Source organism: Streptomyces sp. NBC_00236 (genome assembly GCF_036195045.1).
GTDB lineage: Bacteria > Actinomycetota > Actinomycetes > Streptomycetales > Streptomycetaceae > Streptomyces.
The window spans coordinates 993,257-1,018,697 of the sequence record NZ_CP108100.1; the positions used below are offsets into that span (position 1 = coordinate 993,257).

Genomic DNA, 25,441 nt, shown 5'->3' on the forward strand with positions numbered 1-25,441 from the left:
CCGTCCCCGGCCGTCCGCGCCGGCCACGGGTGAACGGAAGTTGAACAGAACCCGTTGCCGGATCAGCGGATGGCAGGGTGAGCTGCATGGACGGTCGTGACCTGGTGCGCTCGGTGAAGTTGGTCGGTTCGAAGCAGGGGCTGCGTACGGTGCGCTCGGCGTGGCGGCGGGCCCGGGCGGATGCGCGGGCGTCGCCTGCGCGCGGTCCGGAACGGGCGCGGGTGCCGGGAGCCGTGGTGGGGGCGGAGCCCGGGGCGGGCGGCGGTGTGGTGAGGTTCGCCCGTTCGGAGCTGCGCATCCGTGTGGCGGTGGGCGGAGCGGTCTTCTGGGGGTGGGACGGGGCGGAGCCCGTGCCGTCCTACGCACTGCCGGGGTCCGCGCCCGATGCCGATCCCCGGGCGGTGCTGGAGCCGGACAAGGACGGCGGCTGGCAGGTGGTGTCGGAGCGGCTGACCGTGGTGGTGTCGCGGCACGGTGCGGTGGAGTTGCGGACCCCGGGCGGGGTGGTGCTCAGGCGGGAGCTGCCGCCCCGGTGGTGGGAGCCGGTGGCCGGTGGGCCCGTGCGATGGGTGCAGCGGTCCGAGGTCCCGGCGGACGCGCGGTTCTTCGGGCTGGGCGGGCGGGCCGCGGGCCCACGGCTCCGGGACGGCGTGTACGGGCTGTGGAACACCGATCCGGGCGGACGGTTCGGGCCCGGGGACGATCCGCTGTATCTGACGATGCCGGTGCAGCTGGTGGTCTCGGACGCGGGGACGCATCTGATGTTCCACGACAACTCCTGGGCGGGCCGGGTGGCGCTGCGCGAGGGCGAGGAGGGGGCGGGCTCCGGCCATGACCGGCCGGGTACGTCCGAGGTGCGGGTCGACGGGGGCCCGCTGCGCTGCTGGGTGGTGGTGGGGACGCCGGCCCGGGTGCTCCAGGCGTGGTCGGCGCTGACGGGCGCGCCGGCGGTGCCTCCGTCGTGGGCGCTGGGTCCGCAGCATGCGCGGTGGGGGTTCGGGAGCGAGCGGGAGGTGCGTCGGGTCGTCGCGGGGTACCGGGAGCGGGGGCTGCCGCTGTCGGTGCTCCATCTCGACATCGACCACTTCGACGCGCACCGGGTGTTCACGGTGGACCGCGAGCGGTTCCCCGATCTGCCGGGGCTGGCGAAGGAGTTGCGCGATGACGGGGTGCGGCTGGTGTCGATCGTGGACCCGGCGGTGGCGGCGGTGCCGGGGAACGCGGTCTTCGACACCGGGACCGCGGTGGGGTCTTCGGGCGCGTTCGTCCGGGACGCGCGCGGGCGGACGGTTCGCGGGGAGGTGTGGCCGGGTGAGTGCGTGTATCCGGACTTCACCGATCCGCAGGTGCGCGAGTGGTGGGGCGGCCTGTACGAGGAACGCCTCGCACAGGGGTTCTCCGGTGTCTGGCACGACATGAACGAGCCGGTGTCGTTCGCGGCGTTCGGTGAGCCGACGCTGCCCCGTTCGTCACGGCACTCGCTGGAGGGGCGCGGCGGCGATCACCGGGAGGCCCACAACGTGTACGGCCTCGCGATGGCGCGTGCCGGGTACGAGGGGCTGCTCCGGCTGCGTCCGGACGAGCGGCCGTTCCTGTTCTCACGGTCCGGGTGGGCCGGGATGCAGCGGTACGGGGGCACGTGGTCCGGTGATGTGGCGACCGGGTGGCCGGGGCTGCGGGCCTCGCTGGCGCTGGTGCTGGGTCTCGGGCTGTGCGGGGTGCCGTATTCGGGGCCGGATGTGGGCGGGTTCGACGGTTCGCCGTCGCCCGAGCTGTATCTGCGGTGGTTCCAGCTGGGGGCGTATCTTCCGCTGTTCCGCACGCATGCGGCGATCGACGCGGGGCGGCGGGAGCCGTGGGAGTTCGGGCCGCGGGTGCTCGACGGTGCGCGGGAGGTGCTGGCGGAGCGGGAGCGGCTGCACCCGTACTGGGTGACGCTGGCGCACATGGCCCGGGTGACCGGGGCTCCGTATGTGCGTCCGCTGTGGTGGGCGGCGCCCGGCGACCGGGCGCTGCGGGAGTGCGAGGACGCGTTCCTGCTGGGTGACGCGCTGCTGGTGGCGCCGGTGCTGGAGCCGGGTGTCGAGGAGCGGTCGGTGCGGCTGCCGGCGGGGCGCTGGTACGACACGGTGAGTGGTGCGGTGTACGAGGGGCCGGGGCAGGTGGTGGTCGGCGCGCCGCTGTCGCGGGTGCCGGTGCTGGCGCGGGCCGGTGCGGTGGTTCCGGTGCGGGGTGCGGGCGGCGGGCTCGAACTGGAGGTGTGGGCTCCGGTGGAGGGTGCGGGCGGGGGCGGCTACGTGGTCCGTGACGGGGGTGACGGCTGGGCGCCGGTGGTGGTCGAGCGGTACACGACCCGGCTCGTGGGCGGGCGGGTCGTGGTGGAGCGGGACGGTGAGGAGGGGCTGGTGGACTGTCCGGTCCGGGTACGGGGACTCTGAGCCGCCGGGAGCGCGGTCAGCGGTAGCGGCCGGCGAACCAGGCGCGGACGGCCTCGGTGTGCAGGGGGAAGGCAAGCGCTTCGGGGCTCCGCAGCACTCCGTATCCGGAGGTCTCGTCGGTCGGTACGGACGGCGGGAGCGCGGCGGCCGGCCGTGCGGGGAGCAGCCCGAACAGGAGGAGGTGGCCGTCGGGGGCGCTGAGGGCGTCGGCAAGGCGTACGTCGTCGCGGTCCGCCTCGATGCCGGTCTCCTCACGGAGTTCGCGTACGACCGCGTGTTTCCAGTCCTCGTCGTGGTCGATGAAGCCGCCGGGGAGGGCGGTGCCGCCGAGGCAGGGTTCGATGGTGCGGGTGATGACGACGAGTCCGGTGCGGTCGTCGGCGGTGACGGGCAGCAGGGCTACGGCGACCGGCAGTGGGTTGCGGTAGGCGGTGGCTCCGCAGGCGGTGCAGACGCGGGGCCAGGCACCGGGGTGCGGCAACGCGGTGTACGGCGCTCCGCAACTGCCGCAGTGGGAGTCCTTCACGGGCTTCTCCGTCTTTCTCGTCACGGCCACGCGCGGACTGTATCCGATCACCCGCCCTGGACGGCCGGACTAGTGGACGATGTGCTCATGACAGGTATGGGTTCCGTTCTCCGCGTCCTCGCAGCGACCGCCGCCACGCTGCTCGCCGTCACCGCCGCCGCCCCCTCGGCGCAGGCGAAGCCCGAGCCGAAGGCTCCCGGGGACTTCGTCGCGCTGCGCACGGTCGATCCCACGATCATCCAGGAGATGCGCTACCCCACCGGGCACGACTTCATGGGTGTCCCGGTGGACGGGTACCGCCAGCCGCTGTGCATCCTGACCCGGCCGGCGGCCGAGGCCCTGCACCGGGCCCAGGTCCGGCTGCTGGCCCAGGGGTACTCGCTGAAGGTGTACGACTGCTACCGGCCGCAGCGGGCCGTGGATCACTTCGTGCGGTGGGCGAAGGACCTCGACGACGAGACGATGAAGACCGAGTTCTACCCGCAGGTCGACAAGACCCGTCTGTTCGCGGACGGTTACATCGCCGAGAAGTCCGGACACAGTCGCGGCAGCACGGTGGACCTGACCCTGGTGCGTCTGCCGGCCCTGCCGACCAGGCCGTACCGTCCGGGCGAGAAGCTGGTGCCGTGCTACGCCCCGCAGGCCGAACGCTTTCCGGACAACTCGGTCGACATGGGCACCGGATTCGACTGCTTCGACACGCTCTCGCACACCGACGACCCGCGGATCCAGGGCGTGCAGCGCGCCAACCGCCAGTTCCTCAAGAAGACGCTCACCGACGCCGGATTCGTGAACCTCGCCGAGGAGTGGTGGCACTACACCTTCAAGCCGGAGCTCTTTCCGGACACCTACTTCGACTTCCCGGTGGCCCGCAGGTCCGTCGCCGGCCACTGAGGGGGCGCGTCGGGGAAGCACGTGCGTCGCCCGCCACCGAGGGGCGCGTCGGGAAGGAGAACGAGCGGGCTGCCGGGACCACCCCCGTGGGTTCCGGCCGCCCGCTCTTCTTCTCGGACGCGGATCGGCCGTATCCGGTTGCCGATCCAGCCATTACGGTGCCCGTATGTCACAACAGACGTTCGATTCGTATGAAGAGTTCTGGCCCTATTACGTCGCGATGCACTCCCGGGCCGCGACCCGCTGGGTCCATCTCGCCGGCACCCTGACCGGTCTCGCGATCACCGCCTACGGACTGGCGCGCGGCCGGAAGCGCTACATGGCCGCGCTGCCGCTGATCGGGTACGGGACCGCCTGGCCCGCCCATTTCCTGATCGAGAAGAACAACCCGGCCACGTTCGGTCATCCCGCCTGGTCCCTGCGCGGTGACGCGCAGATGATCGGGATGATGCTGGCCGGCCGCGACCACGAGCTCGCGGAGACCGCTGCCAAGTGGCTCGCCGACAACAGCTGACCGTGGCACACTTCTGACGTTCCGTCAGATCCAGTGCCGGGAGGGGCTTTGCCGCGCAAGCGCATACCTGTGGTGGCCGGGTGGTTCACCGAGGACGGTACGGAGGAGGACTTCCGGCTGCTGGGCACCCGCTGCCCGCTCTGCTCGTCGGTCTTCTTCCCGCCCCAGAAGGGGCTCTGCCGCAATCCGGGCTGTACCGGCGGCGAGCTCGTCGAGGTGCCACTGTCCCGGCGCGGCACGGTCTGGTCGTACACCGACGGCCGCTACCGGCCGCCCGCGCCCTACCTCTCGGATCCGGACGCGCCCTGGAAGCCGTACACGCTGGTGGCGGTGGAGCTGGCGGCCGAGCGGATGGTCGTGCTCGGACAGGCCGCACCCGGCGTCGGCGTGGGGGATCTCGCGGTCGGGATGGCCGTGGAGGCCGTGCCGGGGGTGATGGACTCCGGCCCCGGTGACGACGGCGTGGTGCGGACCACCTGGCACTGGCGGCCGGTCGCCGCCGGCTCCGCGGGGGGTGCGGCATGAGCGGGGACGTGGCCGTCCTCGGGGCCGGGATGCATCCCTGGGGCAAATGGGGCCGCGGCTTCGTGGAGTACGGCACGGTGGCGGCCCGCAGCGCGCTCGCGGACGCGGGCGTCGAGTGGCGGGACGTGCAGTCGGTGGTCGGCGCCGACACCGTGCGGGGCGGTTATCCGGGATACGTGGCCGGGGCGACGTTCGCCCAGGCGCTCGGCTGGCAGGGCGCCCGCGTGACCAGCGTGTACGCGGCCTGCGCGTCGGGCGCCCAGGCGGTGAACACCGCCAGGGCGCAGATCCTGGCCGGCATGGCGGACGTGGTGCTCGTGGTGGGCGCGGACGCGGCGCCCAAGGGGTTCTTCGCACCGGCGGGCGGGGAGCGGCCGGACGATCCGGACTGGCTGAGGTTCCGGGTGCTCGGTGCGACCAATCCCGCGTACTTCGCGCTGTACGCCCGCCGCCGGATGGCGCTGCACGGCGACACTCCGGAGGACTTCGCGCTGGTCAAGGTGAAGAACGCGGCGGCCGGCGCCCTGAACCCGAACGCCCGCTACCGGGCCGCGGTGAGCGCGGAGCAGGTCGCGGCCTCCGCGGTGGTCGCCGATCCGCTGCGGCTGCTGGACATCTGCGCCACCTCCGACGGCGCGGCGGCCCTGGTGCTGTCCAGCATGGACTTCGCCCGGCGCCACGGGACGCCGGACCCGGTCCGCATCCGCGCCGTGTCGACCGTGACGCCCACGTACCCGAAAGCGGTGCTCGACCTGCCGGACATCGCCACGGACTCCGCGGTCGCCGTGGAACCCTCCCCCATGGGTTTCCGGGGATCGATCGCCCGGGCCGCGTACGAGGAGGCGGGCATCGGCCCCGGGGACCTGTCCCTGGCGGAGGTGTACGACCTCTCCACGGCGCTGGAACTGGAGTGGTACGAGGACATCGGACTGTGCGCCCCCGGCGAGGGCGCGGCGCTCGTGCGCTCCGGGGCGACGTCGCTCGGCGGACGCGTCCCGGTGAACCCGAGCGGCGGACTCGCCTCCTTCGGCGAGGCGGTGCCGGCCCAGGCCATCGCGCAGGTCTGCGAGCTGACCTGGCAACTGCGCGGCACGGCGGGGGAACGCCAGGTTCCGGGCGCGCGGGTCGGGATCACGGCGAACCAGGGGCTGTTCGGTCATGGCTCCGCGGTCGTCGCGGTGCGCTGAAATTCCACCTCTGGTAACCAACAGCGTTTGTTGTCAGCCTGCTTGACGACCCATCAAGCACGGTGAACACTCCATTCCCAGCCGATGCCGTCCTCCCACACCGCGGCGGCCGGCTGATCCCACGCTCGTCACGGTCGCCGGGCGGGGCACGGATGCTCCCTGCCCTCGGCCTCCGCAGCCATGGAAGCGCCCGGCGAAACCCGCCGGACAACCACTGGGAGCGCCATGAGCAATGGAGACATCTTCACCGGGGAAGTCCTCGGAACGGCCATCCTGATCCTCTTCGGCGCGGGCGTCTGCGCCGCCGTCACGCTCCACCACTCGAAAGCCAGGGCCGCGGGCTGGGTCGTCATCGCCTTCGGATGGGGCTTCGGGGTACTGGCCGGGGCCTACACGTCCGCCCCGTTGTCGGGCGGCCATCTCAACCCGGCGGTGACCGTCGGCATCGCCGTCGACACCGGCGAGTGGGACAAGGTCCCGCTCTACATCGCGGGTCAGCTGACGGGCGCCGTCATCGGCGCGGTGCTGGCCTGGCTGACGTACTACGCGCAGTTCCGCGCCAACGCCGACAAGGAGACGTCAGGACCCACGCTCGGCATCTTCGCGACCGCTCCGGAGATCCGCAATCCGGTGGCCAACCTCGTCACCGAGATCATCGCCACGGCCGCCCTGGTGCTGCCGATCCTGGCGTTCGGGAAGAACGCGGGCATCGGGATCGGCCCGGTCGCGGGGTCGGAGGCCGGGATCTACGGCTCCGGGATCTCGGTTCTCCTGGTGTCCCTCCTCGTGGTGGGCATCGGGCTCTCGCTCGGCGGCCCCACCGGATACGCCATCAACCCGGCCCGGGACCTCGGCCCCCGGCTGGTGCACACGCTGCTTCCGATACCGAACAAGGGGACGTCCGACTGGAGTTACGCCTGGATACCGGTCGTGGGGCCGATCCTGGGCGGACTGCTGGGCGGTGTCGTGTTCAACGCCGCGTTCTGAGGCCTCGGCCACAAGCACCCGATGGACAAGGGGAGTCATGACGATCAGGTATGTCGCCGCCATCGACCAGGGCACCACCTCCAGCCGTTGCATCATCTTCGACCAGGACGGCGCCGTCGTCGCCGTCGACCAGCGCGAGCACCGGCAGATCTTCCCCCGGCCCGGCTGGGTGGAGCACGACGCCTCCGAGATCTGGACCACCGTGCAGGCCGTCGTCACCGGCGCCCTGGACCGGGCCGGGCTGCGGGCGGACCGGCTCACCGCGCTCGGCATCACCAACCAGCGCGAGACGACGGTGCTGTGGGACCGGGCCACCGGGGTTCCCGTCCACCACGCGATCGTCTGGCAGGACACCCGTACCGCGGCCCTGTGTCACGAACTCGGCGGCGCCGACGGGCAGGACCGGTTCCGCGCCACCACGGGTCTTCCGCTGGCCAGCTACTTCTCCGGCCCCAAGGCGGCCTGGCTGCTGGACCACGTACCCGGGCTGCGCGAACGGGCCGAGCGGGGCGAGATCGCGTTCGGCACGATGGACTCCTGGCTGATCTGGAACCTCACGGGCGGTACGGCGGGCGGCGTCCACGTCACGGACGTGACCAACGCGTCGCGGACCATGCTGATGGACCTGGAGACGCTCCGCTGGGACCCGGCGGTCCTGGCCGCGATGAACATCCCGGAAGCGGTGCTCCCCGAGATCAGGTCGTCGTCCGAGGTGTACGGAACGGCCGTGGGAGCGCTGGCCGGAGTGCCGGTGGCCTCAGCACTCGGCGACCAGCAGGCCGCGGTGTTCGGCCAGGCCTGCTACGACCCGGGTACGGCCAAGAACACGTACGGCACCGGCAGCTTCCTGCTGCTCAACACCGGCAACCGCCCCGTGCCGTCCAAGAACGGGCTGATCACCACCGTCGGCTACCGGATCGGTGACGAGCCGCCCGTCTACTGCCTGGAGGGGTCGATCGCGATCACCGGGGCGCTCGTGCAGTGGTTCCGCGACCAGCTCGGCATCATCGGGAGCGCGGCGGAGATCGAGACCCTCGCCGCGAGCGTGGACGACAACGGCGGGGCGTACATCGTGCCCGCGTTCTCCGGGCTGTTCGCCCCCTACTGGCGTTCCGACGCCCGGGGTGTGATCACCGGCCTGACCGGCTACGTCACCAAAGCACATCTGGCACGGGCCGTCCTGGAGGCGACCAGCTGGCAGACGCGTGAGGTCGTCGACGCGATGTACCAGGACTCCGGGGTGCCGATCACGACGCTCAAGGTGGACGGCGGCATGACGGCCAACCATCTGCTGATGCAGCACCAGGCGGATGTGCTGGGCGTTCCGGTGATCCGCCCGAAGATCTCGGAGACCACCTGCCTGGGCGCGGCGTACGCGGCAGGGCTGGCGACCGGGGTGTGGTCGGGGCTCGACGAGCTCAAGACGCACTGGCAGCGCGATGTGGAGTGGCAGCCGCGAATGGACCCGGAGGACCGCGAGCGCGAGTACGGCAACTGGCGCAAGGCGGTGGAGCGGAGTCTCGGCTGGCAGGAGTAGCGGACGGTCCGCTCCCCCGCCGCCCATGGACGCGCGGCCCGTACCCTCGTCGGCGGGGGTACGTGCCGCGTTCCGCCGGCTCTACGTGGTAACGGGCTCCCGGAGCTTGTCCACCCGGGCCACCGCGTGTTCGACGACGGCCACCAGGACGTCCCGCACGGACGACCGGTCCCGGGCGTCGCACATGAGTACCGGCACCTGTGGATCCAGGTCCAGCGCCGCCTGCACCGTCTCGGTGGGGAACCGGTCGGCGCCCTCGAAGCAGTTGACGGCCACGGCGAACGGGATCTCGCGGCGCTCGAAGTAGTCGACCGCCGCGAAACAGTCCTCCAGCCGGCGGGTGTCCGCGAGCACGACCGCCCCCAGCGCGCCCTGGGCGAGTTCGTCCCAGAGGAACCAGAAGCGGTCCTGTCCGGGGGTTCCGAAGAGGTACAGCACGAGGTCCTCGCGCAGCGTGATCCGCCCGAAGTCCATCGCCACCGTCGTCGTGGTCTTCGCCTCGACACCGTCCAGGTCGTCCACCGGACGTCCCGCCTCGCTCAGCCTCTCCTCCGTACGCAGCGGTCTGATCTCGCTGACCGCCCCCACCAGGGTCGTCTTGCCCACTCCGAAGCCGCCCGCCACCAGGATTTTCAGGGTGACGGGCTCAACGGGCCGCCTGTTGCGGCTAGAGCGCCCGAAGACCATTGATCACCTCGCGAAGAATGTTCACGTCCGGCAGCTCGGCCGGCGGAACGGGACGGGTTACGTGCACCAGCTCGTCCTCCACCAGATCGCCGACCAGGACCCGGACCACCCCGACGGGGAGATCCAGACCGGCGGCGAGCTCGGCGATCGACTGGGGCATCTCACTGCAGAGTTCGACGATCTCCACGTGCTCCGGGGAGAGCATCTGGTCCCTGCCGGGGTCGTCGGCCGCGGGTTCGGGCATGACGATCGCGATCAGGTCGAGGCGGTGACGGGACGCGCTGCTGGTGCGTCCCCTCGTCATCGCGTACGGGCGGACCACCGGCCCCGCGTCGGCGTCGTACCAGCGCGAGGACTGCGGGTCGCCGGGGGTGCGCGAGGTGTCGGCGCTCATCCCGTCCACTCACCCTCCGGAGGACAGACCGGTCGTCCGGGGAGCGTTGGCCAGGTGGGCGCCCACGCGCTTGACCATCAGCGTCATCTCGTACGCCACCTGCCCCACGTCCGAGTCCGAGTCGGCCAGTACGGCGAGGCAGCTGCCGTCACCGGCCGCCGTGACGAACAGGAACGCCTCGTCGAGTTCGACGACGGTCTGCCGGACCCGGCCCGCGTCGAAATGGCGGCCGACACCCTTGGCGAGGCTGTGGAATCCGGAGGCGACGGCCGCCAGGTGTTCGCCGTCCTCCCTGGTCAGGTCCTTCGACGCGCCGGTGGGGAGGCCGTCGCTGGAGAGGACCAGCGCCTTGCGGATGCTGGCGACGCGCTCGACGAGTTCGTCGAGGAGCCAGTTGAGCTCACCCGACCCCTGACGTGCGGAGTTGAGTGCTGCGGCGTTCGGTGCGGTCATGGACCGTCCCCTCCCGGAGTGGTTCCTTGTGCTGTATCACCGGGGCCGGTCACGTCCTCGGCGTTCTGCAGGCGTCCGCGCTGCCAGCCGCGCTGGAGCGAGGCCATGCGGTCGCGTACCTCGTCGGCGTCCCGCTCGATGTCCTCGACGCTCTCCACCCGGTCCGGGCCGGGCACGCCCGAGCCGTCGCGCAGCTGGGGGGCGAGGCTGGCCTGACGGACGCGGCGGGGCAGTCCGCCCACGGTGTCGGCCTCGGGCGACGAGGACGGGACGGCTGAGGTGGACGGCCGGGGCGCGGGCACCGAAGGCGCGGGCCGCGGGGCTTCGGCGGGCCCGGTCGGCGTCCGGAAGCCCGTGGACCGCCGGGGTTCCGCGGAGCGGCGCCGGTCCTCGTGCGGAACGGGGCCGGTGGCCCGGGACCGGGTCGAGGTGTGCGCGGGCTCCGGATCGCCGGTCGTGGGGTGGGAGCGGCCGCTCTCGTCGACGCGGACGCCGCGGTCGGTGACCAGGGTCGGCGGCTTGCGGCGGGGCAGCGGGCGCGTGCCGTCGGGGCGCAGGGCCCGTACACCGTCCGGCTCCGACGCCCGGTCGGCTGCCTGCTGGTGCTGCTCGCGGTCGGATTCGCGCCGGAACTCGCGGGCGCGGAAGATGCCGCCGCGTTCGCTCTCGGTGTCGTCCAGGTCGGAGACGCCGTCGAGTGCGGGGTCGGTGCCCAGGCCTGTGACGGCTTCGAGGAGCGGGTCACGGTCGAAGTCCAGGGAGGCGACCGGTCCTTCGAGCTCGACCGGGCCGTCCAGCAGGGCCGGGTCCATCAGCCCGCTGGGAACCGGTGAGAGGCTGCCCGGCCGTTCCTGCGACCGGGCGGCGGCGAGGCTGCGGTCCGGTGTGTCCGGCCCGCCGTTGTCCCTCTGGCCGCTGCCGGGCCTGCTGCTGGCGATCGCCTTCTCCGACCTGCGGTCGAGACGGAATCCCGTGCCGTGCGAGTCCGGGGCGTCGGTGAGCAGCGCCGCCGGGATGAAGACGACGGCGGTGGTGCCTCCGTACGGGGAGATCTGGAGCGAGACGCGGACGTTCTGCCGCTGGGCCAGCCGACTGACGACGAAGAGGCCGAGCCGGTCGGTGTCGGACAGTTCGAACTCGGGGGTCTCCGCCAGCCGGAGGTTGGCGTCCAGGAGCACTTCGGGGGGCATTCCCAGACCGCGGTCGTGGATTTCGAGGGTGAAGCCGTTGGCGACCTGTTCGCCGTGCACCTGGACCGCGGTGTGCGGGGGCGAGAACACCGTGGCGTTCTCCAGGAGTTCGGCGATGAGGTGGGTGAGGTCGGCGACCGCGGGGCCGCCCACTCCGATCCGCGGGAGGCGGCGGACCTCGATCCGTTCGTAGTCCTCCACCTCGGCGACGGCAGCCCGCACCACGTCCATGAGCTGGATGGGCTTGCGCCACTGCCGGGAGGGCGCGGCTCCGGAGAGGATCACCAGCCCCTCGGCGTGGCGCCGCATCCGGGTGGTGAGGTGGTCGAGGCGGAACAGGTCGGCGAGTTCGTCGGTGTTCTCGGTGCGGCGCTCCATCGTGTCCAGGAGCGTCAGCTGCCGGTGCAGCAGCACCTGGTTGCGGCGGGCGAGGTTGACGAAGACCTCGGAGACGCCGCGCCGCATGTCCGCCTGTTTGACGGCCGCCTCGACCGCGGCGCGCTGGAGCGTGTTGAGCGCCTGCCCGACCTGGCCGATCTCGTCCCGTTCGTAACTGAGGTGCGGGGACTCGGTCTCGACGTCGATGTGCTCGCCGGCGGCGAGGCGGCGCATCACGCTCGGCAGCCGCACGCCGGAGACCTCGTGGGCGTCCTTGCGCAGCCGGGAGAGGTCACGGACGAGCTCGCGGCCTATGCGTACGGACACGAAGACGGAGACGAGCAGGGCCAGGAATCCGAGTACGCCGGCGACGCCCGCCTTGATCAGGACGCCGTAACCGGCGGGCTTTCCCCGGTCCTGGAAGCGGTTGTTCATCTCGGTCGAGTCGTTGGCCAGCCGGTCCAGGACCGGCGGCGCGACCTCCTGCCAGCGGGCGGCGTCCACGGCACGGGAATCGCGGGTGGGACCCTGCGCGATGAGTCTGTTCTCGGCGGTGCGCAGCGGTTCGCTGTCGGGGCCCGACCAGTACTGCTCCACGCGCCGCCGCTCGGACGCGGGCAGGACCTGGAGGTTGATCTCGTACAGCAGTCCCCGGTTGGCCACGAGGTCGGAGATCTGCCGGAGTTCGGCGGCGGTGAACCGCCCTGCCAGGAGTCCGGAGGCGACCAGCGCGTCCTCCCTGGAGAGCATCTCGCGGGCGCGCGACACGCCGGCCAGCGCCCGGACCTGCTTGTCCATGGACACGTTCTCCATCGTGTGGAGTCCGGTCAGGAAGCGGTAGCAGGGGTCGATGAGGCGGTTGTAGTACTCCATCGCTGTGGCCCGGCCGATGGTGCGCCGGTCGACGGAGTCGCGGAGGGCGTCGAGTTCGTCGACCGCTCCGAGGATCGAGCCGAGCTGGGTCTCGGCGTCGGGGCGCAGTGCGTCGCGGATGTCCTTCTGGTGCGCACTCGACGTGACGCGCTCCACGACCCGGTCGGTGACCGCGCGCTGTGTGCGCAGGACCGGAAGGGCGTCGGAGGCCCTCGGGTCGGCAAGGAAGACGAGGGTCTGGCGGCGCTCGTTCTGCACGGCCCTGACGGTGTCCTCCAGCGGGTGGCCGACCTTCTCCACGACGGTGCTCGCACTCAGCAGCTGGCCGGCCTCGCGTCCGGTCAGATAGGTGGCGAAGCCCCAGAGTGCGGTGAGGGAGACGAGCGGCACCAGAAGCAACGCCACGATCTTCCTGCGGATGGACTTTCCGCGAAAGCGCATGGCCTCCCCCAGCTCGGCCCCGCAGGGCGGGGATGGTGTTCCGTCAACAAACGGCGCGAGCCTACTACCGACACACAGACAACTCGAAGGCGTGTCCGGACGATTTTCGGCCGCGTTACTGGGAGTTGACCATGAGTTGTCCCGGTATTCCGGGAGATGAAATTCGCGAATGCGACAGAAGACGCCGATCAGAGCGGCATATTCCTCCCCCCGCCGGTTGGCTGGAATTCTTCGCTCCGCGCCGATCCGGGGGAATCTTCACCGTTCGGCACTCGTCTGTCTGTACGGGGGCAGGAGAGCTGCAGGAGTGCACTGAGGCAGGACGGGACGGTCCGTCCGCGTAGAAAGGGTGCATGCGGGGCAGCAACCCTGAAGTCGGACAGCGGTGGGGAGTTGAAAGTCGTTGGACACGCAGGAGCGTCACGGCGCGGTGGAGGTGCCACCGGCCCGGGCGGCGAAGGAGGCGGGCACCGCGGCTTCGGCGACGCGGGGCGGGCCGGAGGCGCCGCGGCAGCCGCTCTGGGTCGAGGAGCCGGCCACACGCCGCCGGATGCCGGATCCCGTGCGCCGGGCCGCCGTGCGGGCCGTCATCATCACGTCGCTGACCCTGATCCAGGCGATGGTCGCGTTCCTGGCCTCGCTGACCGCCTCGTGGCTGGCCTTCCCGATGGTGCTCAGCAGCGTGGGCAGCACGGTGGTCGCGACCTGGTCGGTGCTGGACGTGTGGGTCACCCGCCAGGTGTGGAATCAGCGCAACGGCGTGGTGTCGGTGCCCAGCAGTTCGGCCCGGCGGCTGCGCCGCGAGCGGCGCAGGGCCAGACGGGCGGCGCGGACCGCCGAGCGGGAAGCGGCACGGATACGACGACGGGACGCGGGCCGCCGTCTCTCCCGGGCCTGACCCGCGCCCGGCTCCTTCAGGCCTGACCCGCGCCCGGCTTCTTCCGTCCGCGGGGCCGGCTCGTGGCAGGCCCCTTCCGTCCGCGGGGCGGTATCGAGGTGCTCTCCCCTACGGGGCTGTGTCGAGGTTCGCCGTGGTGCGGGATTCGCGCTCGGTCCGGGCCGCCGGTACGTCCGGCGTCGGCGCGGACCGCTTGAACATGCGGGTGGCGGTGATCTCTCCGTGCACCGTCTCGGCACCCGGGTCCTGCTGGGGCAGTCCGGGGCGCAGATGCTCCTCGACGCTGATGTACTTCAGTCCGGCCCTCAGGTCGGCGTCATTGCGCAACCTGATCACCAGCGGGAATTCGGCCAGTGCGGTCGTGTCGAAGAGGCCCGTGGTGTAGAGCAGCTGGACGCCCAGCGCATCCGAGACCGCACGCTGGAGCTCCAGCAGATACGTGGCGTTGGCACGGCCGATGGGGTTGTCGAGGAACAGGGTCCCCGCATGGCGGTGCTGGTGCCGGTCGCGGCCCCGGTCGTTGCTGCGCAGGGCGGCCATCGTGCAGTACAGGGCGATGGCGGCCGTGAGCAGCTGGCCGCCGGAGAAGACGTCGCCCATCTGCCCGACCGGCACCCGCTCTGCGCGCAGCACCGCGTCCGGCTTGAGGATCTCGACGGCGATTCCGCGGGGCTCCAGCGCCGCCTGCACGCCGCGCAGCAGCAGGGACATCCCGTCGCGTCGCAGGTCGGAGTTCTTCTTCAGTGCCGCTTTGGTGGCCTCGTCGATGACTTCGCCGAGCCGTTCGGTGAGCGTGGCCTGGTCGGGTTCCTCGAAGCGGATACGGAGGAACTCCTGGCCGGACCACTCGCCCAGGCCCTCCGGGAGCCGGGAGAGCCGCTGAGCGGAGCGGAGCGTGGTCAGCGCGGAGTCCACCAGGCCGCGCAGCCGGTCGACGATGGAGTCGCGGTTGCGCTCCAGCTGGGCCAGTTCGTCGGTGAGGACCCGCAGCCGGGGTGCGAACGCCGTCGCCCACTTCCGGGCGTGCTCGGGCAGGGCCGTGGCCGGGAGTTCGCGGATCTGCTGGCGGGCCGGGGTGCGGACCTGTTCGTAGCGGGTGGCGTTGGCGTGCCGGACGAGTACGTCGCTCGCCTCCCGTACGGCCGCTTCCGCGGTGGAGAGGTCGACGGCGCAGCCACGCAGTGAACGGCGGGCCTCGGCCGCGGACTGCCGGGCCTCCTCCAGGCTGCCGGGGTACGGCTCGGGGGTCTCGGGGTCGTCCTCGGCGCCGTGGTCCCGCAGGAGGTCGCGCAGCAGGGCCGCGGTCTCGTCGAAGCCGCCTGCCGAGTCCTCTGCGGTGCGGTGGGCGTGGAGGAGCTCGGCGTGGGCGGCGCGGGCGGTGTCCAGTGCGGCGGTCGCGGCGGCGAGCTCGCCCGTCGCGGTACGCAGCAGCGCCTGCGCCTGTTCGGCGTCGGCGGGAACCTGATCGCCGGCGAGTTCGGTGTGCAGGCTCTCGCCGTCGGCCGGGGCCAGCCGCTCGGCCTCGCCGCGCAGCCGGCCCAGCTGCTCGCTGGCGGCGGAGGCACGCGTCTCCAGGAGCTGGACCAGGGACTCGGCGCGGGCCGCTGCGGCCTGCCGGGAGGGCCCGTCGGCGCCGTCCGTACCTTCCAGGAGCTGCGCCGCCCGGGTACGGACCTTGTTGGTGAGCCGGTCGAGTTCGGCGAGCGCGGCGCTCTCGTCGCTCTCCGCGCGCGCCTGCTCGGCGCGCAGGTCGGCGCCCACGCCGACCTTCTCGTAGAGCTGGGACGCGGCCCGGTAGGCCTCGCGCAGGGCGGGCAGGGTGTGCCGCGGGGCGCCGGGCTCCGGCTCGGGGAGGTGTTCGGGGGCGCCGGCGATCTCGGCCCGTTCGGCGCGCAGGGCGCGGGAGGTGCGTCGGGCGTCGTCGGCCGCGCGCTGGGCGGCCCTGCGGTCCTCGTCGGCGGCGCGGGCCCGTTCGAGGCAGACGGTGGCACGGGCCTCGGACTCGGCCGCCTCGTCGACCAGTTCGCGCAGCTTCACCTGCCAGCCGGCCCGTTCGCGGAGCCGGAAGGCGAGTCCGGCGAGTGCGTCGGCGGCGCGGCGCGCGCGCTGGGCGGCCTCCTGGCGTTCGTCGCGGACGCGGGCGGTGTCCGCCGCCGCCTCGTCGGCCTCGGCCCGCACCGTACGGGCCTCGGCGAGAGCGGCCTCGGCCGTCGCGGCGGCCGCACGGGCGGTGCGGGCGGCTTCCGCGAGTTCGGTGAGCATGCCGGGCGGGCAGTCCGCACGCCAGGAGCCGATCCGGGCGGCGAGTGAGCGGTCCCCGGTGAGGCGGGCCGCCAGCGTGCGGATGTCCTCGTCGCGGGCCGCGGTCCGGCTCCTGAGCGCCTGTCGTTCCTCGTCGGCGGCGTGCTCGTCGTGCATCGCCGGGTTCGGCGGGACGAGGAAGACCCCGTCGGCGCTCGCGGCGGATCCGGCGGTGGGGTCCGGTACGGGGGCGAGGAGGGCGGCTGCGGTGCCCACGGCCACGGCGGAGCGCGGCAGCAGGGCGGCGGCGCCGAGCACCTCACGGGCACGGGCGTGCGCGTCCGGGTCCGTGATGACGACGCCGTCGACGAGCTCGGGGCGGGCCGCGAGCACGGCAGCGTGATCGGCGGGGTCGACGGCCTGGGCGAGGTAGCGCCAGCCGGGCAGGGCCGGAATGCCGTGTTCGCCGAGGTATTCGACGGTGGCGAGCACATCGGGTCCCGGCGGCAGCAGTCCGCCGTCGCCGAGCGCGCCCAGGATGCGGGAGTCGTCGGCAGCGGCGGTGCGCAGTTCGAACAGGCGTCGCTCGGCTGCGGCCACACCTTGGTCGAGGAGGTCCCGCAGCTCCTCCGCGTTGCGGTCGAACTCGTCTGCGGTGAGGGACTGTCCGGCGGGCCTCGGCGGTGCGGTGGTGGCGGTGCGGGTTCCGTGAGCGGCCGGTTCGGCGCCGTCCGCGGCGGCCCCGGGCTCGCGGTCCTCTTCGTGCTGCTGGTCCTCGGCACCGTCCTGTGCGCCGGGCGGGCTCTGCCGGGGCCGGGGAACGCCTCCGGCGGCCGGCAGGCCCAGGAGGTCGGCGAGGCGGTGCTCTGCGGCGATGGACTCGGCGGCCCTGAGCTCGGCCTCGTAGGCCTGTTCCGCGGCGCGTGCGCCGTCGGCGGCCCGGGCGGCGGCGAGTTCGGCCCGGCTCTCGTCGGCGGCGGCCTGCCGTGCCCGGTCCGCCGCGGCGCCGGCCGCGTCGCGGGCGGTGTCCCAGGCGGCCACCGCGGAGTGCTCGGCGTCGTTCGCGGCGAGCGCGGCGCGGGCCGGGTCCGCGTTGGGCGCGGTGTCATCGAGCCAGCCCGCCCGGACGGCTTCCGCGGTCTCCTGTTCCACCTCGGCGAGGCGCTGGCGCAGATGGCCGGCCTCGCTGCGGGCGCGCTGGGCCTCGGTGGCGGCGGTGGTGGCGTCCCGGTGGGCGGCCTCGCCCGCAGTCTGGAGGCTGTCGGAGCGCTCTTCCTCCTCGTTGGCCACGTTCTCGCCCGCTTCGGCGGCGGTGTGGAGGGCCCGTACGAGATCGGCGGCGGCGGTGGCCCGGGCGGCCAGGGCCGGTGCGGCATCGCGCTCGGCCTCGCGGATGGCCACGGCCACGCGGGCGGAGCGGTCCGCGGCGGCGCGGTGGCGGAGCACGGCCTCGGCTGCCTGCCAGGCGGAGTGCAGGGTACGGGCGTCACCGAGTTCGCGGCGCTGGGAGGCGGCGCTCCTCTCGGCGGCGGTGAGCGCCAGGGAGGCGTGCCGGTAGGCGAGTTCGGCGGCGATCAGCGCGCTGCGGCTGCGGGTCTCCTCGGCACCGGTGACGGTGTGGGCGGCGCCGGTGACCTGCTGGGCGAGCTCCGCGGTCCGGCCGCGCTCCAGACCGGCGCGGGCGGAGAGCCGACGGGCCAGGGTGCGGGTGCGGCGCTCGGCACCGGCGTGGATGTCGCGGGTCCTGGCGCGAGCTTCCGCGGCCTCCACGATCCGGCCGAGCAGATCGACGGAGCCCGCCGTGAAGTCGCGCTCGGCGGTGAGTTCGGCGCGGCGGCCCAGCTTGTTGCCGAAGCCGCTGACGAGGTCGGCGAGTCCGTCGGTGTCGCGGGTGTCGGTGACGGCGCGCAGCAGCAGGTCGGTGAAGTCGGAGTCCTTCTTCACCGCGAAGAGTCCGGCCGCCTCGCCCTCGTCGGCGTTCATCTCGCGCTGGTAGCGGAAGAGTTCGGGGTCCAGGCCCAGCTCGCCGAGGTGCTCGTTCCAGCGGTCGTGGATCTCTTCCCAGTGCACGTCGAGGTGCTGGTAGAACTTGCCCGCCTCGGTGAGTGCGTCGCGGAAGCCCTTCATGGTGCGGCGCCTGCCGCGGGCTCCGGAGACGCCTTCGGCGGGGCGGCCGACCGAGGTGGCCTCGGCGACGGGCAGCGAGTCGAGACTGAGTCCGGGGCCGGGGCGGAAGGAGTACCAGGCCTCGGCGAACTTCCTGGGATCGTTGGATACCTGGCGTCCGCGCCATTCGCTGACCTTGCCGACGACCACGCATTCACCGGTCAGCGTGTGCTGCCATTCCAGCGCGACGTGTCCGCAGTCCTCCGCGAGCAGGAACTTGCGCAGGACACCCGAGCTCGCACCGCCCAGGGTGTTGCGGTGGCCGGGCAGCATGACCGAGAAGATCAGCTTCAGCAGGACGGACTTGCCGCCGCCGTTCTCCAGGAAGAGCACGCCTGCGGGGGCGGGCCGGCGCGGCGGGCCGACCGGCTCCTCCTCGAAGAACTCCGCCTGTGCCGGCGCAGGGTGGGGCACCGGCTCGCCGACGCCGCGCAGGTCGAGCACGGTGTCGGCGTAGCGCGCGCCGGCAGGCCCGATGGAGTAGAGGCGGACCCGGGACAGCTCGTACATGGCGGCGGACTCTCGTCGTTCAGGCAGCGGGAGGGTGACGTCGTTGGCGGGGCCGGTCTGTGGCCGGCCCGGTGGGGTGGACCGGTCAGCTGTGGAACGGCAGGCCGGCGTCGGCCGCCAGCTCCAGGTCGTCGGGGTCGGGCGGCGGGAGCAGCGTGGCCGAGCCGTCGGTGACCGGCACCACGCCCAGTTCCAGGAGCTCGGCCAGGGCGGCGCTTCCCGCCATGTCGCGGACCTGGAGCTGGTAGCGGGCCGTGGTGCGGAAGGCGCCTCCGGCGTCGTCCCCGGTGCGCTGGAGGAAGCCGGAGTCGGTGAGGAAGGCCACCGCCTTGCCGACGATGCCGGTGGTGGATCCGGCCAGCCGCCGTGCGTCCTTCGTCGCTCCGGTGGCGCTGCGCCGGGAGTAGATGCGCCAGCCCGCCTCCAGGCCGGGGGCGTCACTGGCCGGGTCGGTGTTGTCGCCGTGTTCGTCGGCGCGCTCTTCCAGGCGGTGGCACGCCTGACGCACGAAGGCGTCGACGCCGTTGACGGTGATCCGGCCAATGTACGCGTCGTCGGCGAGGTCTTCGGGGCGCGGGAAGGCCATGGCCGCGACGGCGAGGTGCGCGAGGCCGTGGAGGAAACGGTCGGCGGAGTCCGAGGAGGCCCGCCGTGCGTAGTCACCCATGCGCACGGCGAAGACCGAGTCCTCGCCCGCCGTGACGGCCATCCCGGCCCGGGTGGACACCTCCAGCACGACGAGGCCGAGGCCGGTGGCCACGGCGTCGGCGAGCCGGGCGAAGGCGGGCTCCTCCCGGTAGCGGCGGAGCAGTTCGGCGTACTCGGCATCACGGGCGGGCAGCAGCTTCGGCTGGAGCCCGAAGGCGACGAGCCGGGAGGCGTCCGCCGCGTCCGCCGGGGTGACCGCGGCAGGGGCGGCGGGCGCCGCCGGGCGCTCGGCGGGATATCCGGCCGCCGTCCGCTCCGCCGGGTGCGCGGCGGTCGGGTACGCGGCGGTCCGGTGCGCTGCCGGGTCGCTCCACGCGTCGGTGTGCTCTGCGCGGTGGTCGCTCACGACGGTCGCTCCTCGTTGCGGAAGTTCTTCGGTACGGGGTGGCCTGCCCGGGCACGTGCGGCTGGGGCGCCGGCTCTCGCGGGGGCGGTTGTCGTAGAACCGGCTCTCGAAGGGGCGGTTTTCGAAGGGGCGGTTCTCCCGGCGGCGGCCGGGGCGTGACGCGTCCTCATGTCGCCTCCGAGCGGTCGGCCGCCATGCCCACGGCGTCCAGCAGGGCCGTGCCCACGATCAGGTCGGCGCCGCCGAACTCCGGGTCGTCGAGCTGGGTGCCGTCGTCGACGGAGAACAGCAGGCGGCGCTCGCCCTGGCGGTAGGCGGTGCCGACCGGGGGGCTGGCGGCGTGCACCGCGAGCAGGGCGACCAGGTAGGGCAGTTCCGCGTCGCGCCGCCGGGCCTCGGCGAGGAGACCGGAGAGGCGGCGCGGGGCGTCGTGCTCCAGATCGAGCAGTTCCATGGCCGACGCCAGTTGCTCCTCGCTGAACCGGCTGTCGTCCGGCGTCGCGATCAGATCGGGTTCGGGCATCTCGGCGCCCAGGTGTTCCCGTTCGAGCGGCGGGGTGAGCAGCATGTCGACCAGGTCGCCCACCCGCACCGAGGTGGGGGTGCGAAGGCCTGTCCCCCGGGCGAAGAACGCGTCGGTGGCCCGGATCGCCTGCTCGACGGGGAGCGGCAGCAGCGGGGCCAGGAGCTGGCCGTAGAGGTCGAGGCCGGTGCGGGCGGCCGGTGCGGCGAAGGCCTGGCGGTCCTGCTCGGCACGGAACAGCGGTCCGGCCTCCAGGAGGCGGGACTGGAGCTGGGTGTGGCGGCGGATGCAGTCCTTGACGATGTCCACGAGCTCGGCGGCGCGCCTCTTGTGCTCGGGTTCCTCGGCCTCGTCCCGTGCCTTGCGGATGTTGGTGAGGATGGCGTTCTCGTGGCGGTAGCGGTCGGCGACGTGGTCGAGTGCCTCGGCGATCATGTCGGGCACGGCGTTGAGCCAGTCGACCGCGCGGACGTTGCGCCGGGTCGCGTCGAGCGTCTTGCGGAGCGTCTCCGCGTACTGAACGGTCCGGTAGCGGGCCTGCTCGGCAGCGAGCTGGGCGTCGGCGAGGCGGCCCCGGCTGATCAGGACCTCCAGTTTCACCTCGGCGGCGATCTGGGCGCTGGTGACGTCCGTGTCGAGCGCGCCGACCAGGACGTTGACCGCTTCGTCGGTGGCCCGCAGGTAGACGCTGCCGCCGTATCCCGGGACTTCCTCGATCAGCTTGAAGTCGTAGTCCCGGCGGACGTAGACGCCGTCCGGTCCGAAGGTGCCGTAGACCGCCCGGAAGCCGCGGTCCACACTGCCGACGTTGATCAGGTTCTCCAGGACCCAGCGGGCGACCCGTTCGTGCTCGGCGACGGGGCGGCTCGGGGCCTGGGCGGCGACGCGGGGCAGCAGCCTGGCCACTATCTGGTCGTGGTCGGCCCCGGTGTCGAAGTCCATGTTGAGGGTGACGTGGTCGATGGCCGCGAGGGCGACCTCGGCCATCGCGTACACGGTGTACTCACCGGCGAGGTTCGCCTTGCGCACGTCGAGGTCGTGCAGCGGCGCCGTGCAGGCGAGCGCGCGCAGCCGTCGCGAGAGCCCCTCGTCGGCGGCCGGGCCCGGTGCGGGCCGCGGCCCCGCGCTGAGCTGGGGCGCAGCGTTTTCCGTGTAGGCAGGCGAAGTCACGCTGCACAGATTAGGTCCTCGGACTGACAACGGTCGAAACGGCGCAGAAGCGGCCGCTTGCCCCGAGTCGGTCATGCCCCGCCGTGGGAGTCTCCGTGAGCCCGGTCGCCGGTCGTGTCCGGGGCTCCGTACCCCTCGCCGCCCTGCCCACCCCGGGCCCGGCCGTCAGCCGTGCCCGGGGCTCCGTACCCGCCGCCGCCCGGGGTGCGCAGGACCAGTACGTCGCCGGCCTCCAGCTCTGCGGTGTCGCAGCCCTTCAGCGGGGTGCGGCCGCCGTCGGCGCGTTCGACGTGCTGGCTGCCCAGGGCTCCGGGGCCGCCACCCGCCATGCCGTACGGCGGGACTCGGCGGTGCCCGGTGAGCAGGGCCACCGTGACGGGTTCGAGGAAACGGATCCGGCGTTCCACGCCGCATCCGCCGTGCCGGCGGCCCGCTCCCCCGCTTCCCTCGCGCACCCGGAAGCTCTCGAGCAGCACCGGAAAGCGCCATTCGAGGATCTCGGGATCGGTGAGCCGCGAATTGGTCATGTGCGTCTGCACGGCGTCGGTGCCGTCGAAGTCCTCCCCCGCGCCCGAGCCGCTCGCCACGGTCTCGTAGTACTGCACCCGTTCGTTGCCGAACGTGAGGTTGTTCATGGTGCCCGAGCCCTCGGCCTGGACGCCCAGCGCGGCGTACAGCGCTCCCGTGACGGCCTGCGAGGTCTCCACGTTCCCGGCGACCGTGGCCGCGGGGTGGACGGGTGCCAGCATCGAGCCTTCCGGGACCCTGATGTCCAGGGGCGTGAGGCAGCCGCTGTTGAGCGGGATGTCGTCGGCCACCAGGGTCCGGAACACGTACAGCACGGCGGCCATGACCACCGACTTCGGCGCGTTGAAGTTGCCCGGCTGCTGCGGCGAGGTGCCGGTGAAGTCGACGAGCGCGCTGCGGGCCTCCCGGTCCACGGTCACCGTCACCTCGATCACGGCCCCGTTGTCGGTCTCGTACCGGCAGTGGCCGTCGTGCAGCCCGGCGACGATGCGGCGCACGGACTCCTCGGCGTTGTCCTGCACATGGCCCATGTACGCGTCGACGACGTCGGGGCCGAACTGCTCTACCATGCGGCGCAGTTCGGCGATGCCCTTCTCGTTGGCGGCGATCTGGGCGCGCAGGTCGGCGAGGTTGGTGTCCGGGTCGCGGGAGGGGTACGCGGCGGAGCCGAGCAGCTCTCGGGTCGCGGCCTCACGGAAGGTGCCGTCCCGCACCAGGAGCCAGTCGTCGAAGAGCACGCCCTCCTCGTCGACGGTATGGCTGAAGGCCGGCATGGAGCCGGGCGTGATGCCGCCGATCTCGGCGTGGTGACCGCGCGAGGCCACCAGGAACCTCAGCGCGTCAGGAGCGCCGTCCCGCTCGTCGAACACCGGCGTCACGACGGTCACGTCGGGCAGGTGCGTGCCGCCGTGGTACGGATCGTTGATGGCGTACACATCGCCGGGCCGCATCGTGCCGCGGTTCCGGCTCAGCACTTCCTTGATGGACTCCCCCATGGAGCCGAGGTGCACCGGGATGTGCGGTGCGTTGGCGATCAGGTTGCCGTCCGCGTCGAAGAGGGCGCAGGAGAAGTCGAGCCGCTCCTTGATGTTGACGGAGTGGGCGGTGTTCTCCAGGCGCACGCCCATCTGCTCGGCGATGGACATGAAGAGGTTGTTGAAGACCTCCAGCATGACCGGGTCGACCCGGGTGCCGACGGCCTGCTTCGCGGGGCGCGGGCGTGCCCGGGTCAGGATCAGATGGCCGGAGGGCGCGAGCGCGGCCTGCCAGCCGGGGTCGACGACGGTGGTCGCGCCGTCCTCGGCGATGACGGCCGGGCCGGTCACGGTGTCCGTGGTCCGCAGGTCCGCCCGTCGGTGCAGGGCGGCATCCTGCCAGCCGCCTCCGGCGAACATCCGCGCGGCGTCGTGGGGTCGCGGCGCGGTGGCCCCGCTCCGCTCCGGCCCGGACGGCCTCGGCGCCGGATGCTCCCCCGCCGCACCGGTCGCCTCCACGGATGCCGCCTCGACGACCAGCGGCCGGTCCATCGCGAAGCCGTAGCGGGCGCGGTGCTCGTCCGTGAACGCCTCGGTCATGGCTGCCACCGTGTCCAGGTCCACGGAGAGGCTCGCGTCCGTGCCCTCGTACCGCAGGAGCACCCGTGCCCGGGTGCCGATGGCGCGGTCGGGGACGCCGTCGGCGCGCAGTTCGGCCCGGGTGCGGGCGGCCAGCGCGTCACAGACCTGGCCCAGGCGGTCCCGGGCGGAGATGTCGAGCGGTGCCTCCACAGACTGTTCGCGCATCGCGGTCGCGTCGGCCAGCCCGATGCCGTAGGCGGACAGCACACCGGCCAGCGGGGGTACGAGGACCGTGTCGATGCCGAGGGCGTCGGCGACGGCGCAGACGTGCTGGCCGCCGGCGCCGCCGAAGCCGGTGAGGGCGTACCGGGTGATGTCGTGCCCGCGCTGCACGGAGATCCTCTTGACCGCGTTCGCCATGTTGAGCACGGCGATCTCCAGGAATCCGGCGGCGGTCCCGGCAGCCGTACGGCGGGTTCCGGTGGCCCGCGCGACCTCGTCGGCGAGTTCCTCGAAGCGTCTGCGCACGATGTCCGCGTCGAGGGGCAGATCGCCGTCCGGCCCGAAGACGGCGGGGAAGTGGGCCGGCTGGATCCGTCCGAGCATCACCTGCGCATCGGTGACGGTCAGCGGACCGTCCCTGCGGTAGCAGGCCGGGCCCGGCACCGCTCCGGCCGAGTCGGGGCCGACCCGGTAGCGCCGGCCGTCGAAGTGCAGGACCGATCCGCCGCCGGCCGCGACGGTGTGGATGTTCATCATGGGTGCGCGCATCCGCACGCCCGCCACCTCGGTGCCGAGTTCGCGTTCGAACTCGCCCGCGTAGTGCGAGACATCGGTGGAGGTGCCGCCCATGTCGAAGCCGACGACCCGGTCGTATCCGGCCTGCGCGGAGGTGCGGGCCATGCCGACGACGCCACCGGCCGGCCCGGAGAGGACCGCGTCCTTGCCGCGGAAGCGGGCTGCCTCGCGCAGACCGCCGTTGGACTGCATGAACATCAGCCGGATCCCGTCGAGTTCGGCGGCGATCGTGTCGACGTACCGGCGCAGGATCGGTGAGAGGTAGGCGTCGACGACCGTGGTGTCGCCGCGTGGCACCAGTTTGATCAGCGGGCTGACCTCGTGGGAACAGCTGATCTGGGTGAACCCTGCCGCGCGGGCCTCGGCGGCGACCGCCTTCTCGTGGTCCGGGTGGCGGTAGCCGTGCATGAGGACGACGGCGGCGCTGCTCAGTCCGTCGTCGCGTGCCTCCCGCAGCCGCTCCGCCACCGCTGCCCGGTCCAGGGGAACGACGGTCCGCCCCCGGGCGTCGACGCGCTCGGGGACCTCGATCACCTGCTCGTACACGGCCTCCGGAAGCAGGATGTGGCGGTCGAAGAGCCGGGGACGGTTCTGGTAGGCGATGCGCAGGGCGTCGCGGAAGCCTTCGGTGATGACGAGGACGGTGGGTTCCCCGCGCCGCTCCAGCAGGGCGTTGGTGGCGACGGTGGTGCCCATCTTGACGGCGGCGACGCGGTCGGCGGGGACCTTTTCGTCCGGCCCGAGTCCCAGCAGCAGCCGGATCCCCGCGACGGCGGCGTCCCGGTAGCGGTCAGGGTCGTGCGAGAGGAGCTTGCGGGTGACCAGCCGTCCGTCGGGGTCCCGGCCCACCACATCGGTGAACGTGCCGCCCCGGTCGATCCAGAACTCCCAGCGTCCGGTCATTCCTCCATAGTGGCGCGCGGCCCTTCGGGAGGCGCGCAGGACGCGAGGGCGTCCGGTGCGGGGCTCCACG

At 72.8% G+C, this 25,441-nt stretch carries 17 protein-coding genes; 8 read left to right on the forward strand and 9 right to left on the reverse strand.

The window, feature by feature from the left end:
- The first annotated feature begins 86 nt into the window (after positions 1-86).
- Positions 87-2,438, forward strand: a complete 2,352-nt coding sequence (locus OG446_RS04350) for a glycoside hydrolase family 31 protein (protein ID WP_328892784.1) — start codon at positions 87-89, stop codon at positions 2,436-2,438.
- A gap of 16 nt (positions 2,439-2,454) precedes the next feature.
- On the opposite strand, the gene OG446_RS04355 is transcribed toward OG446_RS04350, so the two are convergent.
- Positions 2,455-2,964: an NUDIX domain-containing protein gene (locus OG446_RS04355; RefSeq protein ID WP_328898189.1), complete on the reverse strand. Its 510-nt coding sequence runs from the start codon at positions 2,962-2,964 to the stop codon at positions 2,455-2,457.
- A gap of 96 nt (positions 2,965-3,060) precedes the next feature.
- Between OG446_RS04355 and OG446_RS04360 the strand changes: the two genes are divergently transcribed.
- The 6 genes from OG446_RS04360 (at position 3,061) to glpK (ending at position 8,608) form a co-directional block, all read left to right on the forward strand.
- Positions 3,061-3,858: a M15 family metallopeptidase gene (locus OG446_RS04360; protein WP_389261080.1), complete on the forward strand. Its 798-nt coding sequence runs from the start codon at positions 3,061-3,063 to the stop codon at positions 3,856-3,858.
- Between the two features lie 166 nt (positions 3,859-4,024).
- Positions 4,025-4,372, forward strand: coding sequence for a DUF962 domain-containing protein (locus tag OG446_RS04365; protein ID WP_328892786.1), 348 nt, complete (start codon positions 4,025-4,027; stop codon positions 4,370-4,372).
- 48 nt (positions 4,373-4,420) lie between these two features.
- The gene (locus OG446_RS04370) at positions 4,421-4,897 is read left to right on the forward strand and encodes a Zn-ribbon domain-containing OB-fold protein (protein WP_328892787.1); all 477 of its coding nucleotides are present in this window, start codon (positions 4,421-4,423) and stop codon (positions 4,895-4,897) included.
- Positions 4,894-6,084 carry a lipid-transfer protein gene (locus OG446_RS04375; RefSeq protein WP_328892788.1) on the forward strand — a complete coding sequence of 397 codons (1,191 nt, stop codon included), beginning with the start codon at positions 4,894-4,896 and terminating at the stop codon, positions 6,082-6,084. The genes OG446_RS04370 and OG446_RS04375 overlap by 4 nt, the downstream gene beginning before the upstream one ends.
- Positions 6,085-6,309: 225 nt before the next feature.
- Complete coding sequence (locus OG446_RS04380; RefSeq protein WP_328892789.1) at positions 6,310-7,071, forward strand: MIP/aquaporin family protein; 762 nt, start codon at positions 6,310-6,312, stop codon at positions 7,069-7,071.
- Positions 7,072-7,108: 37 nt separating this feature from the next.
- The gene (gene glpK, locus OG446_RS04385; RefSeq protein ID WP_328892790.1) at positions 7,109-8,608 is read left to right on the forward strand and encodes a glycerol kinase GlpK; all 1,500 of its coding nucleotides are present in this window, start codon (positions 7,109-7,111) and stop codon (positions 8,606-8,608) included.
- Between the two features lie 81 nt (positions 8,609-8,689).
- Here glpK and OG446_RS04390 read toward each other — a convergent pair whose 3' ends face one another.
- From OG446_RS04390 to OG446_RS04405, 4 genes are read right to left on the reverse strand one after another with little or no spacing between them, the layout of a single operon-like run.
- Positions 8,690-9,295: a GTP-binding protein gene (locus OG446_RS04390; RefSeq protein WP_328892791.1), complete on the reverse strand. Its 606-nt coding sequence runs from the start codon at positions 9,293-9,295 to the stop codon at positions 8,690-8,692.
- On the reverse strand, positions 9,276-9,689 hold the full coding sequence (locus tag OG446_RS04395) for a DUF742 domain-containing protein (protein ID WP_328892792.1): 414 nt from the start codon (positions 9,687-9,689) through the stop codon (positions 9,276-9,278). Before OG446_RS04395 ends, OG446_RS04390 begins: the two co-directional genes overlap by 20 nt.
- 9 nt (positions 9,690-9,698) lie before the next feature.
- A complete protein-coding gene (locus tag OG446_RS04400) occupies positions 9,699-10,142 on the reverse strand; it encodes a roadblock/LC7 domain-containing protein (RefSeq protein WP_219568140.1) in 444 nt (147 codons plus the stop codon).
- On the reverse strand, positions 10,139-13,024 hold the full coding sequence (locus OG446_RS04405; protein ID WP_328892793.1) for a sensor histidine kinase: 2,886 nt from the start codon (positions 13,022-13,024) through the stop codon (positions 10,139-10,141). The genes OG446_RS04400 and OG446_RS04405 overlap by 4 nt, the downstream gene beginning before the upstream one ends.
- A gap of 403 nt (positions 13,025-13,427) precedes the next feature.
- Between OG446_RS04405 and OG446_RS04410 the strand changes: the two genes are divergently transcribed.
- Entirely contained in the window at positions 13,428-13,922 is a 495-nt protein-coding gene (locus OG446_RS04410; protein WP_328892794.1) for a hypothetical protein, read from the forward strand.
- Positions 13,923-14,030: 108 nt separating this feature from the next.
- Here the strand turns inward: OG446_RS04410 and OG446_RS04415 are convergent, their stop codons facing one another.
- The 4 genes from OG446_RS04415 to OG446_RS04430 all read right to left on the reverse strand — a co-directional run bounded on the left by OG446_RS04415 (position 14,031) and on the right by OG446_RS04430 (position 25,371).
- Positions 14,031-18,839: a hypothetical protein gene (locus OG446_RS04415; protein ID WP_328892795.1), complete on the reverse strand. Its 4,809-nt coding sequence runs from the start codon at positions 18,837-18,839 to the stop codon at positions 14,031-14,033.
- Between the two features lie 85 nt (positions 18,840-18,924).
- Positions 18,925-19,893 (reverse strand): hypothetical protein, encoded by a 969-nt coding sequence (locus OG446_RS04420; RefSeq protein WP_328892796.1) that lies wholly within the window; start codon positions 19,891-19,893, stop codon positions 18,925-18,927.
- 166 nt (positions 19,894-20,059) lie between these two features.
- Positions 20,060-21,586: a hypothetical protein gene (locus tag OG446_RS04425; protein WP_326664427.1), complete on the reverse strand. Its 1,527-nt coding sequence runs from the start codon at positions 21,584-21,586 to the stop codon at positions 20,060-20,062.
- A gap of 71 nt (positions 21,587-21,657) precedes the next feature.
- Positions 21,658-25,371: a hydantoinase B/oxoprolinase family protein gene (locus OG446_RS04430; RefSeq protein ID WP_328892797.1), complete on the reverse strand. Its 3,714-nt coding sequence runs from the start codon at positions 25,369-25,371 to the stop codon at positions 21,658-21,660.
- Between the last annotated feature and the right edge of the window lie 70 nt (positions 25,372-25,441).

Excerpts from the sequence above, each read along its gene's own strand:
- OG446_RS04350 (WP_328892784.1), top strand. The coding sequence starts at position 87 with ATGGACGGTCGTGACCTGGTGCGCTCGGTGAAGTTGGTCGGTTCGAAG.
- OG446_RS04430 (WP_328892797.1), bottom strand. The coding sequence starts at position 25,371 with ATGACCGGACGCTGGGAGTTCTGGATCGACCGGGGCGGCACGTTCACC.
- OG446_RS04405 (WP_328892793.1), bottom strand. The coding sequence starts at position 13,024 with ATGCGCTTTCGCGGAAAGTCCATCCGCAGGAAGATCGTGGCGTTGCTT.
- OG446_RS04395 (WP_328892792.1), bottom strand. The coding sequence starts at position 9,689 with ATGAGCGCCGACACCTCGCGCACCCCCGGCGACCCGCAGTCCTCGCGC.
- OG446_RS04400 (WP_219568140.1), bottom strand. The coding sequence starts at position 10,142 with ATGACCGCACCGAACGCCGCAGCACTCAACTCCGCACGTCAGGGGTCG.
- OG446_RS04390 (WP_328892791.1), bottom strand. The coding sequence starts at position 9,295 with ATGGTCTTCGGGCGCTCTAGCCGCAACAGGCGGCCCGTTGAGCCCGTC.
- OG446_RS04360 (WP_389261080.1), top strand. The coding sequence starts at position 3,061 with ATGGGTTCCGTTCTCCGCGTCCTCGCAGCGACCGCCGCCACGCTGCTC.
- OG446_RS04365 (WP_328892786.1), top strand. The coding sequence starts at position 4,025 with ATGTCACAACAGACGTTCGATTCGTATGAAGAGTTCTGGCCCTATTAC.
- OG446_RS04380 (WP_328892789.1), top strand. The coding sequence starts at position 6,310 with ATGAGCAATGGAGACATCTTCACCGGGGAAGTCCTCGGAACGGCCATC.
- OG446_RS04415 (WP_328892795.1), bottom strand. The coding sequence starts at position 18,839 with ATGTACGAGCTGTCCCGGGTCCGCCTCTACTCCATCGGGCCTGCCGGC.
- glpK (WP_328892790.1), top strand. The coding sequence starts at position 7,109 with ATGACGATCAGGTATGTCGCCGCCATCGACCAGGGCACCACCTCCAGC.
- OG446_RS04375 (WP_328892788.1), top strand. The coding sequence starts at position 4,894 with ATGAGCGGGGACGTGGCCGTCCTCGGGGCCGGGATGCATCCCTGGGGC.